This is a genomic window from Spongiactinospora rosea, from assembly GCF_003315795.1.
Lineage (GTDB): Bacteria > Actinomycetota > Actinomycetes > Streptosporangiales > Streptosporangiaceae > Spongiactinospora > Spongiactinospora rosea.
Genome location: NZ_QMEY01000034.1, coordinates 64,556 through 79,845 on the forward strand (window position 1 = coordinate 64,556; position 15,290 = coordinate 79,845).

The following is a 15,290-nucleotide window of genomic DNA, read 5'->3' on the forward strand; positions in this document are numbered from 1 at the left end:
GGCTTACTCGGTGCCCCAGGAGGCATCGGGCGCGACCACGTCGCGGTCGGCCCACAGGTCCGCGACGGCGGCGCGAAGTTCGTCACCGTGCCGGGCGAGCAGGTCCAGCGCGCCCAGGTTGTCGTCGAACTGCTCCCGGCGGCTCACCCCGACCAGCACGCTCGCGGTCGCCGGGTGGGTCAGGGTGTAGGCGACGGCGACCTGCGCCGGGGTGGCGCCGAAGCCGTCGGCGACCCGCTTGAGGGCGGGGAAGGAGTCGCGGATGCGCTCCCTGATCCCGCCCGGGTCGGCGCCGATCTTGCGTTCGGGGTTCAGCTTCCCGGCCAGGATGCCGCCCTCCAGCACGTCGGACGCCTGAAGGCCGAGCCCGTCGGCGAACAGCCCGCCGTACGGCTCGCCCTCCGGCACCGAGCGCCGCGCCACGCTGTACTTGAGCTGCGCGAACGACGGCGGCACCAGCCCCTCCGCGCGGGCGAAGCCGATGGCCAGGCGCAGGTCGGCGGCCGACCAGTTGTTCACCCCCCACGAGGCGAACAGGCCGGCCGCGACCATCTCGGCCACGTCCGCGACCACCCGCCGGACGTCCAGCTCGCCGAAGAAGTCCCCGGCCACCACCATGTCGGCCCGGTCGGTGCCGACCCGCTCCAGGGCGACCTTGAGCGGGTCGCTCAGCGAGGACGCCGGGTAGTCCCACAGCCAGAGCTTGCCGCACAGCAGGTAGTCCTCGCGGCGCAGCCCGGCCTCGGCGGTCACCCGGCCGAAGATCACGTCGGTCCGCGCGTTCTCGGCGTGCGGGCCGAAGTTGTAGTGGGCCACGTCGAACAGGTTCACCCCGCGATCGACGGCCGCCCGGACCAGCTCGACCGCCGCCCCGGCCTCCATCCGGTCCCACGTGTTCCAGGAACCGAGGCCGAACACCGGGACCTCCGGCCCAGCCGCGCCGAGCCTGCGACGGGGCACCTGTCCTGCGACTTCCACAGCCCACCTCCGGTGGTGACGAGCGGCCCGGCGATGGATGCCCGCGTGCCGCTGACGGATCAGCAAAAATCGTATAGCATTCCAAATATTTTCCAGTGCCGGGCATGTCCAGGGAGTCCATGAGATGCCACCACAACCAGAGCCCGTGACGCCGGCGGCGTCCGCCGGGATCGACAAGATCGCCGCTGTGGCCACCGGTTACATGGCCGCCAAGCAGCTCTTCGTGGCGGCCGAGACCGGCCTGTTCGCCGCGCTGGCCGAGGGCCCCGCCACGGCGGCCGAGGTCGCCGAGCGCATCGGGCTGCCGCCGCGGACCACCCGCATCCTGGCCGACGCGATGACCTCCCTGGACCTGCTCACCCGCGACGACGGCCGGTACGCCAACACCGCCGCCACCGCCCGCCACCTCGCGGGCACCGGCGAGGACGTGGACCTGCGGCCCTGGCTGGCGTTCCTGGACCAGATCAGCTACCCGCACTGGCTGCGCTTCGGGCAGACCGCCCGCACCGACGCCCCCGTGCCGCTCGACCTGTCCGGCGACCGGATGAGCACCTTCCTGTCCGGCGTGATGACCTACAACGCGCTGCACGCCAAGATGCTGGCCAAGAACTACGACTTCACCCGGCACACCAGGGCCCTCGACTTCGGCGGCCTGTCCGGCGCGTTCCTCGCCCAGGCGCTGCGCTCGGCCCCCGGCCTGCACGGCACGTTCCTGTCCGGCGGCGACCTGGCCGAGTACGCGGGCAAGTCGCTGGCCGAGGCCGGCGAACGCGCCGAGGTGGTCACCGGCGACCTGCTCGAAGGGCCGGTGCCCGGCGGCTTCGACCTCGTCCTGCTCGAACACGTCGTCCACCGGTTCACCGCCGGGGACAACCAGCGCATCGCGGCACGCGCCCGGCAGGCCGCCGCCCCCGGCGCCCGGCTGCTGCTGCTCGACTTCTTCCTCGACGACGACCCCTTGCAGCGCGCCCTTGACGCCCTGCACGCGGGCGAGTACTTGGTGATCGACGGGACGGTCGTCTACTCGACGGAGGAGGTCGCCGGGTGGCTGCGCGAGGCGGGCTGGGAACCGGTGGAGACGCTGATCCTCGCGGGTTCCCCGCGGGTCCTGGTGGCGGAGGCGAAGTGAGCGGCAGGGTCGTACTGGTCACGGGCGCGGCGAGCGGAATCGGCAGGGCCGTCGCGGAGGCGTTCGCCGCGGACGGCGAACGGGTGGTGGTGGCCGACGTCGCGATGGAGGAGGCGGAGAAGGCGGCGGCGACGTTCGGCGCGCTGGCCGTACGGCTGGACGTCAGCGACCCCGCCTCCGTCGAGGCCGCGCTGGACACCGTCACCGACCGGCTCGGGCCGGTGGAGGTACTGGTCAACAACGCCGGCGTGGTCGCCGGCGGCGGCCCGCTGATCGACCTGCCGCACGAGATCTTCGACCGCGTGGTGTCGGTCAACCTGCGCGGCACCTTCAACGTCACCAAGGCGGTGGCCAAGCGGATGATCGAGGCCGGCATCGCGGGCCGCGTCGTCAACATCAGCTCCATCGGCGCCCGCCAGCCCACCGCGGGCCTCGGCCACTACGAGGCCACCAAGGCCGGCGTCGACGCCCTCACCCGCACTGCGGCCCTCGAACTCGCCCCGAGCGGCATCCTCGTCAACGGCGTCGCCCCCGGCCCCGTCTACACCCCCATGACCGCGGGCCTGATGGACATCCCCGAGGCCCGCCAGGCCTGGGAGTCCCGCATCCCCCTCCGCAAGATCGCCACCCCCGCCGACCTCACCCCCTTGGTCGTCTTCCTCGCCTCCCCCGCCGCCGGCCACATCACCGGCGCCACCATCCAGGTGGACGGCGGCCAACTCCTCACCTGACGTACGGGGCTGAACGGCCCCGGAAAAGGCGGTGGGGAGCGGCCCTCGCGGACGACTCCCCTGCCTTAGTGGGTCCCACTCTAGGCCCCGGCCCGGGTGCCTGTCCGGCTTTGGGGGGTCAGGCCGGTCGTGGCGAGGTGGAAGAGGCGGGCCGCGTGGGCGGCCGGGGTGGGGTGGTGTTCGGTGGCCATGGCGATGCCCACGATGAGGGTGATCAGGTCCGCGACGGTGATGTCCGGTGCCACGGCGCCGTCCTGTACGGCGTGGCGCAGCAGGGGGGCCGCCGCCTCTTCCAAGGCGGCTGAGCAGGCGTTCTCGTGTACCGGGTCGGCCTCGGTGCCGTCGTAGGAGAGCGCGGCGGCAAGCCCCCGGGCGGAGACGCAGTAGGCGACGACCTCGCTCAGCCATGCCATGAGCGCTTCGCGGCCGTCGCCCGTGCCGGTCAGTTCGCGGGCGCGGGCGCACAGGGCGTCGATCCGTTTCCGGGAGACCGCCTCCAGCAGGGCGCGGCGGGTGGGGAAGTGCCGCCGGACGGTCGCCGAGCCGACGCCCGCGATGCGGGCGATCTGTTCCAGGGACGCGCCTGCGCCGTGGGCGGCGACCTCCTCCTCGGCCACGGCGAGGATGCGCGTGTAGTTGCGCCTGGCGTCGGAACGCAGCCCCTCTGACATGGCGTCACCTCCGGTCGCTTGCTAAGTGGCGGGCCCCGCCGTATTGTACCAAGCAGAAAACGGCGGGCCCCGCCGTTTTTCCGTGAGCGCTTTGGGGGAAACCGTATGTCCACAGCATCCGCGCCCGTCCTGGTCACCGGAGCCACCGGCAGGCAGGGCGGAGCCACCGCCCGCGCTCTGCGCGCGGCGGGCGTCCCCGTGCGTGCCTTGGTACGTGACCCGGCCACCGACCGCGCCCAGGCCGTCCGGGCACTCGGCGCCGAACTGGTCACCGGCGACCTGCTCGACCGCGACTCCATCGTCCGGGCCGCCGAGGGCGTGCGTGCCGTCTTCTCCGTGCAGATGCCCGGCCTCACGGAGCAGGGCTTCGACTTCGCGGGCGAGGTCACCCAGGGCGTCAACCTCATCGAGGCCGCCCGGGCCGCCGGGGTGCCGCGGTTCGTGCACACCTCCGTCTCCGGCGCGGGTCAGCACACCGAGACCCCGGGCTGGGCCGAAGGCCGCTGGGCGGCTCTGGCCCCCACTATGGAAGCCAAGAGCGCCATCCAGGACCGGCTCCGCACGGCGGGCTTCCCACACTGGACCATCCTCAAGCCCGGCTTCTTCATGGAGAACTTCCTGCCCTCCATGGCGTACCTGTTCCCCCACGGCATCGAGGGCGGCCTGGTGACCGCGCTGAAGCCCGAGACCCGCCTGTCCCTCATCGCCGTGGCCGACATCGGCGAGGCCGCCGCCAGGGCCATCGCCGAACCGGAGCGATTCCACCAGGTCGAACTGGAGCTGGCCGGCGACCATCTGTCAATGAAGGAGATCGCCGAGGTCCTGTCCCAAGCCCTGGGCACTCCCGTGTCCGCGCCGGAAATGACCCAGGAAGAGGCCCTCGCTGGTGGAATGCCCCCCATGGGCGCCACCCTCGACTGGCTGAACGAGGCGGGCCAGCCCGCCCGCCCGGAGTACGCCAAGGCCCTCGGCATCCCCCTCACCCCCTTCGCCCAATGGGCGCAAAAGTACATGTCCCCCACCGCCTAGCACCGGCGGAACGGGCCCTCCCGGCATCACCCGGCCGGAGAGGGCCCGCCCTGCTTCGCTCCGCTACCTGTCGCTATCTCGTATCGACCACCTCCCTGCGAAGCTCTCGGTCACATCCGCCGCGGCAGCGCGAACTCGTCGAAGTCACCCCGCTGAGCCCGGACCAGGAAGGCCATCCACGACTCGTACGTGGTCACCAGCCACCGCGACCGCTCCGCCAGGTCACCGACCTCCACCAGCGCCAGGCCCTGCCGTTCCACCGGCCGCACCTCCCCCGCCAGCGCCCCGGCCACGAACGCGCTGAACCCCTGCCGCGACACCAGCACCCCGCCGCTGGTCAGGTCGGCCGAGTCCCGCACCCGCACCCACGCCGCGTCCAGCCCCGACGCCTCCACCTCAAGCCCCGCGACCATCTCGCCTCCCCTCCGGCCCGCCCGGGGCCATCGCCGCCTCATGCCGCGCAGAAGGTCACGGCCACGTCGGCCCATACCGCCCGCCGCCCTCCCGGCAGCGCCCGCTGCCCCCAGGCCAGCGCCACCTGTTCCACCATCCACAGGCCGCGCCCGGATTCCATGTCCCAGTCGGGGTAGCGCGGCCGGGGTACCGTCGTCGCGCCGTCGTCGATGACATCGACCCGCACCACATCGGCCGCCGGGTAGGTGAGCCGCACCACCACGCGCCCCCCGTCGCGCTGCGAGCGGGTGTGCTTGATCGCATTTCCCACCAGCTCGCTGATGACCAGAACGGCGGAGTCCACGTACTTGCAGCCGTCCGCCAGCATGACCAGGGCGGCCCACTCCCGGACGACCCCGATCGCCTCCGCCGTTCCCGGAATCCGCATCGCCGTCGCGCCGGCCATCTAACGCACCGCCCTGTGGATCGTCGCCGCCGCGGCCGGATCGCCGAGATCCACCCACTGCGTCGTGCCTCGTCCCCACCTGAACGTGGGCCTGCCGACCCGGGCCGCCACGACGATCCGGACTTCTGTCCCGCAGCCGCGCGAAAGGCGCACACACGGCTGATCGTCGGCCGGTAACTCGACACATACCGCTCGGCCCAGCCACCGCAGCCGCCACGCCAGCCGCGTCAGCGCAACGAACTCCGATTCCTCCCGTGACGCGTTGTCGTCGCTCACCGCACCCTCCGCACGCCAATGTCACGACTACGGCCCGTGTCGAGCCCGCTACTCGTTATGATGGTCAACCATGACCTTCGGATGCGCAAGCAGATCTGTAAATTTGCATCTGCCTTCTCACGGAAGTGGATCCGAGTAAGCTCCCCGCCGTACCCCTGATCACCAGCCGACCTACGGAGACTCCCCATGACGCCTGCGCGTGGCCCCTCGGTGCGCCGCCGACGACTGGCGGGCGAGCTGCGGCGACTTCGCGAACGCAGCGCGTGGACCATTGAGGAGACCGCCGAGCGGCTGGGCTGGTCGATCGCCAAGGTCTCCCGCATCGAGACCGCGCGCACCGGCATCACGATTCCCGATCTCACCCGGATGCTCGACCTGTACGACATGCCCGCCGACCGGCGCGAAGCCCTCTACGTGCTCGCCCGTACGGCACGCCGCCGGGGCTGGTGGGACGCGTACGCCGACTCGCTGCCCACCGACTACGCGACGTACATCGAGCTGGAGGCCGAAACCGCTTCCATCCGCGCCTTCAACCCGATCATCCTGCACGGCCTGCTCCAGACCGAGGACTACGCACGCGAGATCATACGATCGGCCCACATGGGCATGCTGGCCCCGAACGAGATCGACCGGCGGGTCGATGTCCGGATGACGCGGCAGCGGCTCCTGCACCGGCAGGACGACCCGCTCAAGCTGTGGGTGATCATCGATGAGGCGGTGCTCGCTCACACGGTCGGCTCGCCGGCGATCATGGCCGCCCAGAACGACCGGCTTCTTGAACTCGCCCGGCTCGATACCGTCACCTTGCAGGTGCTCCCACTCACCAAGGGAGCGCACCCGTCCACGGCCGGTCCCTTCTCCATCCTTGAGTTCCAGGAGCGGTACGACCCGCAGGTGGTGTACGTCGAGACCATGATGAGTAGCCTGTACATCGAGAGCGATGCCGAGATATACCGGTACACAATGGCTTTCGACCACCTGAGCCGCGCGGCCCTGGACCTCGACGCATCGACGGCCCTGATCTCGCGCATCGCCCGTCGCTGATCACGACACGGCCGATCCCCCCACAGAGAAAGCCCGGGTATCCGAAATGGACCTGACCGACATCCAGTGGCGCAAGAGCAGCCGCAGCGGCAATGGCTCCGACTGCGTCGAGGTCGCCACCGTAGCCCCAGATCAGACCGCTGCCCAAGCCGGCCGCCTGTTCCTCGTCAGAGATTCCAAGGACCCCCAAGGCCCCGTACTCACCTTCACCCCCGCCGAGTGGGCCGCATTCGCTGGTGGCATCAAAGACGGCGAGTTCGACGACCTTCGCTGATCCCTCCCTTCACCCCAGGGGACCCACGGTCCCCTGGGAAATACGGTGGTTCGTGCAACGTCCCGTGTCCTCTGTCCGTCGTAGTCGGGATGGATGGAGGAAGGTGCGGACTTGCAGGATGATGCGCTGTTTGAGCAGTTCCTTGCCGAACGGGCTGATGCGTTACTCCGCTTCGGATACCTGCTGACGGGCAATCCGCACGATGCGGCCGATCTCGTGCAGGACGCTCTCGTCCGGTTGCGCGGGGCGTGGGAGCGGGTGCGGCGGAAGAGCGATCCGGAGAGTTATGTCCGGACCACGATGACGCGGCTGCACATCAATGCCTGGCGCAGGCGCAGGCGGGAGCATGTCACGGCGGCCCCGCCGGACCAGATTCATGTGGACGTCCCGTATGAGGGCTCGCCCGTCTGGGACGTGCTGGCGAGGCTGCCCCGGCGTCAGCGGGCGGTGCTGGTGTTGCGCTACTACGAGCAGCTGACGGACGCCGAGATCGCCGGGGTGCTGGGGATCTCGCAGGGGACCGTGCGCAGTCAGGCGTTCCGCGCGCTCGGCAAGCTCCGCGACGACCTGCCCGCCCTCGTCGAGAAGGGACATCTCGCATGACCACGGAACTGGAGAAGTCGCTGGCCGCCGAGTTCGAGCAGGCCGCGCGGTACGCCCCGCGGCCGGTCGGGGATCTGCGCGGGCGGGTCGAGGACGGGTATCGGCGGCGGCGCAGGCGGGGTACGGCGCTGTACGCGGCGGCGGCCGTCGTCGTACTGACGGCGGGCGGCACGTACGCCGTCAACGGCGTGGCCCCGCGCGACCCGGAGATCGCCGAGCGCCCGGTACCGGCCGTCACGCCCACCGCGACCTCGGCGCCGGACAAGGTCTTCCCGCCGATCGAGAAGGTGTGGCCGGACGCCGTGCACAGCATTCCCGCCACCCTGCCCAACGGCAGGGCGTTCCGGCCCGAGGCGTTCCTGGACGACCGGACGATCCTGGCCAGGACCCTGAAGGACGGCCACGCCGACAAGATGGACGGCCTGTGGGCGTACGACATCGGCTCGCGCACCGCCAAGCGGCTCGTCGCCGTCACCCCGCCCCCGCGCACGACCGTCACCGCCAGCGTGATCTCGGCGGGCGGCGGGCGGCTGGCCTGGTGGACGGCGCGAAAGGTGGAGAGCCGCCCCGTGGTGGACATCTGGACCGCCCCGGCCTCCGGGGGCGCGCAGCGGAAGGTCGCCACGTTCGGGACCGTTCCGCACTACGGCGGGATCGACATGGAGATCGTCGGCGACAAGGCCGTGTGGTCGCCGTGGGGCGGGTCCGGCGTCTACGAGGTACCGCTCACCGGCGGACGCCCGAAGCCGGTACCGGGCGCGATGGCGCACTACACCCTGCTCGTCTGGCCCTGGGCGGGCGTCCCGCGCCCCGACGCTCTCAAGCGGAGCAGCATCGTGGCCTTCAGCACCCTGGTCAACCTCGAAACCCGGCGCCGGCTCGGGCGGGCAACCGCCCCGAAGGGAGCCTTCTGCGCCGCCACCTGGTGCGTTCTGGACCGCTCGGCGTTCCGCCGCGACGACGGCACAGAACGCCCCCTGCCCGGCAGGATCGATTCCAACGGGGTGGAACTCGACCGTTTCGTCACGCTCCTTCAGTCCGCCGACAAGGGGCGGTTGCGGGGACAGGTGCTGTACGACCTGTCCACTGGGCGGGCGGGGGACCTCGGCATCCGGCCGGTCAAGGTCAAGCCCAGGCCGGGAAGCAAGCTCAAGCGCGAGTCGGTCACCATGCCCGTGGCGGTGCTCGACTACCGCCAGCAGGGGCTGTTCGGCTACGAGAGCGGCGACAGTTGGGTGGTCGTGAACCTGCGCCGGATCAAATGACCCGTGCCGCTGTTAGGTTTCAGGCACATGTCGCCGCGAGGATTCGGTCAACGAGATGAGCCACCCGTCGTACAGGTTCCCGGTCTCGATCAAAGGCGTGATCGTCCGCGCCGGTCGCGTGCTGTTGTTGAAGAACGAACGGGACGAATGGGAACTGCCCGGCGGACGGCTGGAGCTGGGCGAGGACCCGCCGGAGCGGCTGGTCCAGGAGATCAAGGAAGAGGTCGGCTGGGACGCCGTGGCGGGGCCGATCCTGGACTCGTGGCTGTACCACATCCGCGACGGCGCCGACGTCTTCATCGTGACCTACGGCGCCACCGTGGACACCGACGCGCCCCCGGTCATCAGCCATGAGCACAAGCAGGCGGGCCTGTTCACCGAGGACGAGGTACCCGGCTTGCCGATGCCCGAAGGCTACAAACGGTCGATCGCCACCTGGTTCGCCCGCCTCGGATAGCGCGGGTGCGGGCCCGTGCGGGCCCGCACCCGATCGGTCAGCGCGGGCTGCCGACGTGGGCGCTGTGCAGGGCCGCCGCCGTGGCGACCTTGTGCATCCGGGCCGCCTCCTCGACCTCGGCCGCCGCCGCGCGGGTCTCGATGAGTTCGAGCAGGTGGTCGTGTTCCTCGACGGAACGACGGGCGCGCCCCGGCACGTACGTGAACGTGGACCGGCGCATGTGGTCGAGCCGCGCCCACTCCGACTCCAGCAGCGCGTTGAGATGATCGTCCGGGCAGTGCCGGTAGATCGAGAAGTGGAACTCCCGGTTGAGCGCCGTGAAGGAGGCCGGGTCGAACTCCTCCAGCGCCTCGAACATCCTGACGTTGATCTCGCGCGACTCGCGGATCTGCTCGGCGCTCATCAGCGGCGCGGAGATCGCGGTCGCATACCCCTCCAGCCGGGCCAGCACGTTGAGCGTGTGCTCGACCTGCACCGCGTCGAAGGCGGCCACCCGGGCGCCGATGTTGCGGATGACCTCGACCAGGCCGTCGGACTGCAACCGGCGCACGGCCTCGCGCAGCGGGATGGTGCTCACGCCGGTCTCCCTGGCCAGCTGGTCGATGACCAGCCGGTACCCGGGACCGTACGTGCCGTCCAGAATGCGCGAGCGCAGCAGCGAGTAGCTCAGCTCGGCCTTCGATCCCTTGGCCCTGGTCTGCTTCCCGGCCGGGGCCGATCTCTTGGTGGTGCTCACACGTCCCCCCTCGCTCATCGCTGGAGCACCTTCACGACGGCCTCGCGGAAGTCGGCTCCCGTCAGGGCCTCGATGTGTCCTCCAGGGACCATGACGAGCTGCGCGCCCGCGGTCGACTCGACGATACGCTCGATTCCCCTGACCATCATGTCGTCGCGCCCGGCGATCAGCACGGGCGGTGTGCGGCCCGCCCAGGTCGCCGGGTCGAACGGCGTCTCGCGCAGCCCCTCCACCACCATGGCCAGGCCCGCGGCCCGCTCTCCGGTGGCGGCGACCATTCCGGCGATCATCCCGGTGAACGGGTCGGCCGGCTGCTCGCCGGTGCGCACCGCGCGGTGCAGCGCCGCCGGGTCCACCGCGGTGAACGGCTCGGCCGGGCTGAGCCCGCCGAGCACCACCCGGCCCGCGCGTCCGGCGGCCTGCCGGACGACCTCCCAGGCCAGCCGCGCGCCCAGCGAGTAGCCGACGATGTCGAACTCCCGGGCTCCGGCCTGGTCGAGCACCGCGAGCACGTCGCGGGCCAGCGCGTCGGCGTGCGCCTCCGCGGGCGCGGCCGGGGCCGGGCTGGCCCCGTGGCCGCGCAGGTCGGGCACGATCACCGTGTGCCCGGCCGCGGCCAGTGCCGCGGCCGTGCCCGGTCGCACCCAGTCGGCGTCTCCGTCCGAGCAGAACCCGTGCAGCAGGACCGTGACGCGCCCGTCGCCGGACGGGCCCGGCTCGAACCTTCTGTACGACAACACCGGCCGCTCAGCCATCCCCAGGTACTCCTGTGTTATTTCACATATGATTTCTTATCGACTGGCCATCGTATCGTGTCCGGGCACGGCGAAGTCGACGACCACCTGCCCGGTCCCGGTCGAGCCGAAGTACGGGCAGAGCTGCTCGCCGCTGCCCTTGTAGTCGCGCCAGCCCAGCATGCCGAAGAGCATGGCCGTGTCGGCCATCGCGCCCTCGCCCGAGCAGCGCCGGTTGTAGTCGGGCAGCATGTCGATGAACTCGGCCGCCCGGCCGGTCGTCCACATGTCGAGCACCGCCATGTCCACCTTGCGGTTGATCTCGCTGCTCACGTCGTTCAGCAGCGACTCAGCGACCTCGTTGTCCGGGAACGCGTGCGACAGCGAGCCGCTGGCCAGGAAGGCCACCTTGTTGTCGCTGTGCCGGATGGCCCGCATCAGCGCCTCGCCGATCCGCCGGTTCTCCTCGATCGAGGAGTAGACGTTGCAGCCGATCGGCAGCACCCTGATGTTGGAGTCGGGGTTCATGAAGTACATCGGCACGAGGGTCGCGTACTCCAGCCCGAGGTCCCGGTAGGTGTGCACGAGCCCCTTCTGGCCGCCCGCGACGATCTCCTGCCTGGCCAGCTCGGCCAGCTCCGGGTTGCCCGGATAGTCGTATTCGAGGTCGTGGATGAAGTGCGGCAGCTCATGGCTGGCGTAGGAGCCGCTGTGCCGCTCCTTGCCGTTGAGATGGAAGCCGATGCTGTTCATCCAGTGGGTGTCGGCGATCAGGAAGGTGTCGGCGCCGCGCTCCCTGGCCCTCCGGCCGACCTCGCTGAGTGCGAGTTCGGCCGGACGGCGGATGCCGAAGTGCTTGCCGGGCTGGAGTGACAGCCAGATCGACGGCACATGCGTGATCTTCGCTGCGAGGACGAGTTCTCCCATCACACCCCTCCAAGGTGTGTCCAGACGCCTTTGACCTCCGTGTAGGCGTCAATGGCGTAGGGTCCCATCTCCCGCCCCCAGCCGCTGGCCTTGAAACCGCCCCAGGTCGTCGCGGCGTCGGGTACATGACCCATATTGATGAATACGGCGCCGGCCCGGATCCTCGCGGCCAGCTTGTGCGCGGTGGACAGGTCGTTGGTCCAGATCGACGCGGCCAGGCCGTACTCCGACGCGTTGGCGCGCGCCACCATCTCCTCTGGGTCATCGTAGGCGATCACAGGGATGACCGGGCCGAAGACTTCTTCTTTCGCAACCGTCATTTCGTCGCCTACACCTGCCAGGACGGTCGGCTCGTAGAAGAACCCGCCCGCCAGCGGCCCGTCGGCGCGCTGCCCGCCGATCACCAGTTCGGCGCCCTCGGCGCGGGCGCCGCGCACGTAGGAGTCGACCCGGTTCAGGTGCTCCTCGGTGATCAGCGGCCCGAGCTGGGACTCCGGGTCGAGCCCCGGGCCGAGGCGCAGCCGGGACGCGGCGGCGGCCATCTTGGCGGTGAACTCGTCGGCGCGCTTGCGATCGACGTAGAAGCGGGCGTAGGCGGCGCAGACCTGGCCGCTGTTGAACAGCGCGCCCATCACGTTGCCCGCCACGGCGGCGTCGATGTCGGCGTCGGCCGCGATGATGCTGGGCGCCTTGCCGCCCAGTTCCAGGGTGAGCCGCTTCATGTTGCCCGCGCCCGCGTAGACGAGGGAACGGCCGACCCGGGTGGACCCGGTGAACGACACCTTGTCCACGTCCTCGTGCACGGCGAGCCCGGCCCCGACCGCGGGGCCTCCGGTCAGCAGGTTGACCACGCCGGGCGGGAAACCGGCACGTTCCATCAGCTCCACCAGCGCAACCGTGCTCAGCGGCGTCTGTTCGGCGGGCTTGATGATCACCGTGTTGCCGCAGGCCAGCGCGGGCGCGAGCTTCCAGGCGGCGATCATCATCGGGAAGTTCCATGGGGTGATCAGCGCGCACACGCCGACCGGTTCGCGTCTCGTGTAGTGCAGGGTGTCCGGGTAGGAGACCGGGATCACGTCGCCCTGGATCTTGGTACACCAACCGGCGAAGTAGCGGAAGTGCTCGGCCGTCCCGGCGACCGTGATGTCCTTGGCCACGCCCAGCGGCTGCCCGTTGTCCCGGGTCTCCAGCTCGGCCAGCTCGTCCGCGTGCTCTTCGACCAGGTCGGCGACCCTCCACAGTAATCGGGCCCGGCGCGCGGGCGGCAGATCGGCCCACGCCGGGTCGTGCAGCGCCGCTCTGGCCGCCGCCACCGCCCGGTCGATGTCGGCGGGCGCCGCCTCCGCGCACTCCGCGAGGACCGTACCGTCCGCGGGGTTCACGGTTTGAAACCGCGCTCCGCCCGATGCCGCCGTCCACTCACCGCCGACCAGCAAATTCGTCATCCGCCAGCCTCCTTCTCGCCGCAGTCATCCCCGACCGTCACCGCACTCCCACCGGCCGCTGCCGAGCGACCGCGTTCCCCGGGGGTGGCCTTGGAATCCGCACCCCCGGGGATGACCCCGGGAACTCCGTCCCGCCGAGTTCCCGCAGCCGCGCGCCCCACACCGAAGGAGCGCATCGGGGTGGCACGCCACATCCGGGGGATCGCCTTGGCAGGAGGGAAACCCCGAAGGCGCACCGCCCTCGGAGTCGAAGAGCGACCCTTCCCCGTGAGGCGCGCACCGACCCATAGCTGAAATCATGTATGAAGTCAGATATTTTTGTCTATAGCCCGACCGGGGCCCAAGAAGTATCATCAACGATGTCCTATATGATCCGAAAGGGATGGGATGGAACACCCGCTGGGCCTCTCGCCAGCCAAAATCATCGCGGTCCACCTGAACTACCGCAGCCGCGCGGCCGAGCGTGGACGTCTCCCGGCCCCCCACCCCACCTACTTCCTCAAGCCGCCGTCGTCGCTGTCGTGGTCCGGCCGCACGGTCGTGCGGCCCGCCGGATGCGAGCTGCTGGCCTTCGAGGGCGAGATCGCGATCATCATCGGGACGCGCGCGCACCGGGTGTCCAGGGAGAAGGCGCTCGGCCACGTCCTGGGCTACGCCGCGGCCAACGACTTCGGCGTCTATGACTTCAAGCACACCGACGGGGGCTCCAACCTGCGGGCCAAGGGCCAGGACGGCTTCACCCCGATCGGCCCCGCGATCGTGTGGGCCGCCGACGCCGACCCCGAGAACCTGCTGCTGCGCACGTACGTCAACGGCGAGATCGTCCAGGAGGCCCGTACCGACGAGCTGCTCTACCCGTTCGACCTGCTGATCGCCGACCTGTCGCGGATGATGACGCTGGAACCGGGCGACATCATCCTGGCCGGCACCCCGGCGGGCTCGACCGTCGTCGAGCCGGGCGACGTCGTGGAGGTCGAGTTGGAGAACGCGGGCCGGCTGAGCAACAAGATCGTCGCCGAGGAGGACCCGATCCCGTCGTACGGGGCGCAGCCCCAGGCGGACGAGAAGACCCGGGCCCTGGCGTACGGGAGCGTCCCGCCGCCGCCGGTGCTGCCCGACGACGTGGCCGCCACCCTGCGGACGGTGTCCACCGCGACGCTGTCGGCGCGGCTGCGCGCGCACGGCATCGACCACCACTTCATCGAGGGCGTCCGCCCGGCCCGGCCGGACCTGCGCATGGTCGGCGTGGCGCGCACACTGCGGTACGTCCCGCTGCGCGAGGACGTGTTCAAGAAGATCGGCGGGGGCATGAACGCCCAGAAGCGCACGATCGAGGAGATCCGGCCGGGTGAGGTGCTGGTGATCGAGGCACGGGGCGACCATGGCGCGGGCACGCTCGGCGACATCCTCGCCCTGCGTGCGCTGCGCAGGGGCGCGGCCGGCGTGGTCACCGACGGCGGCCTGCGGGACAGCCCGTCGTTCGGCAGGCTGGACATGCCCGCCTACTACGCGGTAGCGCACGCCTCCGTGCTCGGGCGGCGGCACGTTCCACTGGAGTCACAGGTGCCGGTGGCCTGCGGCGGGGTGTTGGTGATGCCCGGTGACGTGCTCGTGGGCGACGCCGAGGGCGTGGTCGTCATCCCGCCCGCCCTGGTCGCGGAGGTCGCCCAGGAGGCCGCCGCCCAGGAACGCGAGGAACGTTTCATCTATCAGCAGGTGGACGGCGGCGCCTCGATCGACGGTCTCTACCCGCTCGGCCCGCGCCGCCGCCGCGAATACGAGGAGTGGAAGGAGGAGTGAGTCCGGCATGAGATTCCGTTCCGACCCCGCGTCGATCCGTGGGTCCATCGCCCCGGTGGTCACCCCGTTCACCACCGACGGCGCCCTCGACCACGACTCACTACGCGAACTGGTCCGCTGGCAACTCCGCCAAGGCTCCCACGGCATCTCCACCGGCGGCTCCACCGGCGAACCCTCCGCCCAGACCACCGACGAACGCCTCACCGCCATCACCACCGTCGCCCAAGAGACCAACGACACCGTCCCCTTCCTCCCCGCCACCGGCGCCGCCCACCTCCAAGACACCCTCCACCTCACCGACCACGCCGACCGCCACGGCGCCGACGCCGCCC

At 70.7% G+C, this 15,290-nt stretch carries 19 protein-coding genes; 10 read left to right on the plus strand and 9 right to left on the minus strand.

All coding sequences use genetic code 11. The features are described 5' to 3' along the window. Positions 1-3 precede the first annotated feature (3 nt). Positions 4-978 carry an aldo/keto reductase gene (locus DP939_RS41140; RefSeq protein WP_113986270.1) on the minus strand — a complete coding sequence of 325 codons (975 nt, stop codon included), beginning with the start codon at positions 976-978 and terminating at the stop codon, positions 4-6. A 124-nt stretch (positions 979-1,102) separates the two neighbouring features. Here DP939_RS41140 and DP939_RS41145 point away from each other — a divergent pair, with 124 nt between their 5' ends. Both DP939_RS41145 and DP939_RS41150 read left to right on the plus strand, forming a co-directional pair. Next, the gene (locus DP939_RS41145; RefSeq protein WP_113986271.1) at positions 1,103-2,107 is read left to right on the plus strand and encodes a methyltransferase; all 1,005 of its coding nucleotides are present in this window, start codon (positions 1,103-1,105) and stop codon (positions 2,105-2,107) included. Continuing rightward, on the plus strand, positions 2,104-2,838 hold the full coding sequence (locus tag DP939_RS41150; protein WP_113986272.1) for an SDR family NAD(P)-dependent oxidoreductase: 735 nt from the start codon (positions 2,104-2,106) through the stop codon (positions 2,836-2,838). Before DP939_RS41145 ends, DP939_RS41150 begins: the two co-directional genes overlap by 4 nt. 80 nt (positions 2,839-2,918) lie before the next feature. Here the strand turns inward: DP939_RS41150 and DP939_RS49175 are convergent, their stop codons facing one another. After that, positions 2,919-3,509, minus strand: coding sequence for a TetR/AcrR family transcriptional regulator (locus tag DP939_RS49175; protein ID WP_113986273.1), 591 nt, complete (start codon positions 3,507-3,509; stop codon positions 2,919-2,921). Positions 3,510-3,614: 105 nt separating this feature from the next. Here DP939_RS49175 and DP939_RS41160 point away from each other — a divergent pair, with 105 nt between their 5' ends. Further along, positions 3,615-4,538: an NmrA/HSCARG family protein gene (locus tag DP939_RS41160; protein WP_113986274.1), complete on the plus strand. Its 924-nt coding sequence runs from the start codon at positions 3,615-3,617 to the stop codon at positions 4,536-4,538. A 110-nt stretch (positions 4,539-4,648) separates the two neighbouring features. On the opposite strand, the gene DP939_RS41165 is transcribed toward DP939_RS41160, so the two are convergent. Genes DP939_RS41165 through DP939_RS41175 form a run of 3 tightly spaced genes read right to left on the minus strand, consistent with a single transcriptional unit; the run spans position 4,649 to position 5,673 of the window. Further along, positions 4,649-4,951: a DUF397 domain-containing protein gene (locus tag DP939_RS41165; RefSeq protein ID WP_113986275.1), complete on the minus strand. Its 303-nt coding sequence runs from the start codon at positions 4,949-4,951 to the stop codon at positions 4,649-4,651. Positions 4,952-4,989: 38 nt separating this feature from the next. Continuing rightward, on the minus strand, positions 4,990-5,397 hold the full coding sequence (locus DP939_RS41170; RefSeq protein ID WP_113986276.1) for an ATP-binding protein: 408 nt from the start codon (positions 5,395-5,397) through the stop codon (positions 4,990-4,992). Next, positions 5,398-5,673: a hypothetical protein gene (locus tag DP939_RS41175; protein ID WP_113986277.1), complete on the minus strand. Its 276-nt coding sequence runs from the start codon at positions 5,671-5,673 to the stop codon at positions 5,398-5,400. Positions 5,674-5,859: 186 nt separating this feature from the next. On the opposite strand from DP939_RS41175, the gene DP939_RS41180 reads away from it, so the two are divergent. From DP939_RS41180 to DP939_RS41200, 5 genes are all read left to right on the plus strand, one after another. After that, positions 5,860-6,717 (plus strand): helix-turn-helix domain-containing protein, encoded by an 858-nt coding sequence (locus DP939_RS41180; protein ID WP_113986278.1) that lies wholly within the window; start codon positions 5,860-5,862, stop codon positions 6,715-6,717. Positions 6,718-6,763: 46 nt separating this feature from the next. Then, positions 6,764-6,991 carry a DUF397 domain-containing protein gene (locus tag DP939_RS41185; protein WP_113986279.1) on the plus strand — a complete coding sequence of 76 codons (228 nt, stop codon included), beginning with the start codon at positions 6,764-6,766 and terminating at the stop codon, positions 6,989-6,991. 111 nt (positions 6,992-7,102) lie between these two features. Further along, the gene (locus tag DP939_RS41190; protein ID WP_113986294.1) at positions 7,103-7,594 is read left to right on the plus strand and encodes a SigE family RNA polymerase sigma factor; all 492 of its coding nucleotides are present in this window, start codon (positions 7,103-7,105) and stop codon (positions 7,592-7,594) included. Next, the gene (locus DP939_RS41195) at positions 7,591-8,859 is read left to right on the plus strand and encodes a hypothetical protein (RefSeq protein WP_113986280.1); all 1,269 of its coding nucleotides are present in this window, start codon (positions 7,591-7,593) and stop codon (positions 8,857-8,859) included. Before DP939_RS41190 ends, DP939_RS41195 begins: the two co-directional genes overlap by 4 nt. 55 nt (positions 8,860-8,914) lie before the next feature. Next, positions 8,915-9,316 (plus strand): NUDIX hydrolase, encoded by a 402-nt coding sequence (locus DP939_RS41200; protein WP_113986281.1) that lies wholly within the window; start codon positions 8,915-8,917, stop codon positions 9,314-9,316. A gap of 37 nt (positions 9,317-9,353) precedes the next feature. Here DP939_RS41200 and DP939_RS41205 read toward each other — a convergent pair whose 3' ends face one another. Genes DP939_RS41205 through DP939_RS41220 form a run of 4 tightly spaced genes read right to left on the minus strand, consistent with a single transcriptional unit; the run spans position 9,354 to position 13,158 of the window. Beyond that, the gene (locus tag DP939_RS41205; protein WP_225878837.1) at positions 9,354-10,052 is read right to left on the minus strand and encodes a GntR family transcriptional regulator; all 699 of its coding nucleotides are present in this window, start codon (positions 10,050-10,052) and stop codon (positions 9,354-9,356) included. Between the two features lie 14 nt (positions 10,053-10,066). Next, on the minus strand, positions 10,067-10,807 hold the full coding sequence (locus DP939_RS41210) for an alpha/beta fold hydrolase (protein ID WP_113986283.1): 741 nt from the start codon (positions 10,805-10,807) through the stop codon (positions 10,067-10,069). A 36-nt stretch (positions 10,808-10,843) separates the two neighbouring features. Next, positions 10,844-11,713 carry a 3,4-dihydroxyphenylacetate 2,3-dioxygenase gene (gene hpaD / locus DP939_RS41215; protein WP_113986284.1) on the minus strand — a complete coding sequence of 290 codons (870 nt, stop codon included), beginning with the start codon at positions 11,711-11,713 and terminating at the stop codon, positions 10,844-10,846. Continuing rightward, positions 11,713-13,158, minus strand: coding sequence for an aldehyde dehydrogenase family protein (locus DP939_RS41220; RefSeq protein ID WP_113986285.1), 1,446 nt, complete (start codon positions 13,156-13,158; stop codon positions 11,713-11,715). The genes hpaD and DP939_RS41220 overlap by 1 nt, the downstream gene beginning before the upstream one ends. A gap of 387 nt (positions 13,159-13,545) precedes the next feature. On the opposite strand from DP939_RS41220, the gene DP939_RS41225 reads away from it, so the two are divergent. Both DP939_RS41225 and DP939_RS41230 read left to right on the plus strand, forming a co-directional pair. Beyond that, positions 13,546-14,958, plus strand: a complete 1,413-nt coding sequence (locus tag DP939_RS41225; protein ID WP_113986286.1) for a fumarylacetoacetate hydrolase family protein — start codon at positions 13,546-13,548, stop codon at positions 14,956-14,958. Between the two features lie 7 nt (positions 14,959-14,965). Then, positions 14,966-15,290: dihydrodipicolinate synthase family protein (locus DP939_RS41230; RefSeq protein ID WP_199565747.1), on the plus strand; the 325-nt coding region annotated here is incomplete at its 3' end.

Coding starts and splice junctions, on each gene's coding strand:
- DP939_RS41180 (WP_113986278.1), top strand. CDS start 5,860: ATGACGCCTGCGCGTGGCCCCTCGGTGCGCCGCCGACGACTGGCGGGC.
- DP939_RS41195 (WP_113986280.1), top strand. CDS start 7,591: ATGACCACGGAACTGGAGAAGTCGCTGGCCGCCGAGTTCGAGCAGGCC.
- DP939_RS41160 (WP_113986274.1), top strand. CDS start 3,615: ATGTCCACAGCATCCGCGCCCGTCCTGGTCACCGGAGCCACCGGCAGG.
- hpaD (WP_113986284.1), bottom strand. CDS start 11,713: ATGGGAGAACTCGTCCTCGCAGCGAAGATCACGCATGTGCCGTCGATC.
- DP939_RS41145 (WP_113986271.1), top strand. CDS start 1,103: ATGCCACCACAACCAGAGCCCGTGACGCCGGCGGCGTCCGCCGGGATC.
- DP939_RS41165 (WP_113986275.1), bottom strand. CDS start 4,951: ATGGTCGCGGGGCTTGAGGTGGAGGCGTCGGGGCTGGACGCGGCGTGG.
- DP939_RS41210 (WP_113986283.1), bottom strand. CDS start 10,807: ATGGCTGAGCGGCCGGTGTTGTCGTACAGAAGGTTCGAGCCGGGCCCG.
- DP939_RS49175 (WP_113986273.1), bottom strand. CDS start 3,509: ATGTCAGAGGGGCTGCGTTCCGACGCCAGGCGCAACTACACGCGCATC.
- DP939_RS41220 (WP_113986285.1), bottom strand. CDS start 13,158: ATGACGAATTTGCTGGTCGGCGGTGAGTGGACGGCGGCATCGGGCGGA.
- DP939_RS41185 (WP_113986279.1), top strand. CDS start 6,764: ATGGACCTGACCGACATCCAGTGGCGCAAGAGCAGCCGCAGCGGCAAT.
- DP939_RS41170 (WP_113986276.1), bottom strand. CDS start 5,397: ATGGCCGGCGCGACGGCGATGCGGATTCCGGGAACGGCGGAGGCGATC.
- DP939_RS41200 (WP_113986281.1), top strand. CDS start 8,915: ATGAGCCACCCGTCGTACAGGTTCCCGGTCTCGATCAAAGGCGTGATC.
- DP939_RS41225 (WP_113986286.1), top strand. CDS start 13,546: ATGGAACACCCGCTGGGCCTCTCGCCAGCCAAAATCATCGCGGTCCAC.